1 pseudogene is annotated in these 231 nt (G+C 40.3%); it reads right to left on the bottom strand.

The annotated features are described in order from the left end of the window. A pseudogene (locus KVT36_RS32405) lies at positions 1 to 231 on the bottom strand (RNA polymerase subunit sigma); the annotation flags it as partial.

Genomic DNA, 231 nt, shown 5'->3' on the forward strand with positions numbered 1-231 from the left:
CAAATACTTTTGCAAACGCAAATGCCCGGTTCAATGCAGTTACAGGGGAGTATTCAATAATAAAAAGCTGGTTGTATATCTGCAAAATATGCTGCCACTTATCTTTATCAGTTGGGGGGGTATGCCAGTATGCAAGCATTGCATCCAGGGGATATTTTGAAATTTCATTGCCCTGGCAGGCATGAACCAGGTAATGATTTCCTTTATCAATAAATTCCCCATCCCACAAAT

The sequence above is a fragment of the Chitinophaga sp. GbtcB8 genome (assembly GCF_019091455.1).
Taxonomy (GTDB): domain Bacteria; phylum Bacteroidota; class Bacteroidia; order Chitinophagales; family Chitinophagaceae; genus Chitinophaga.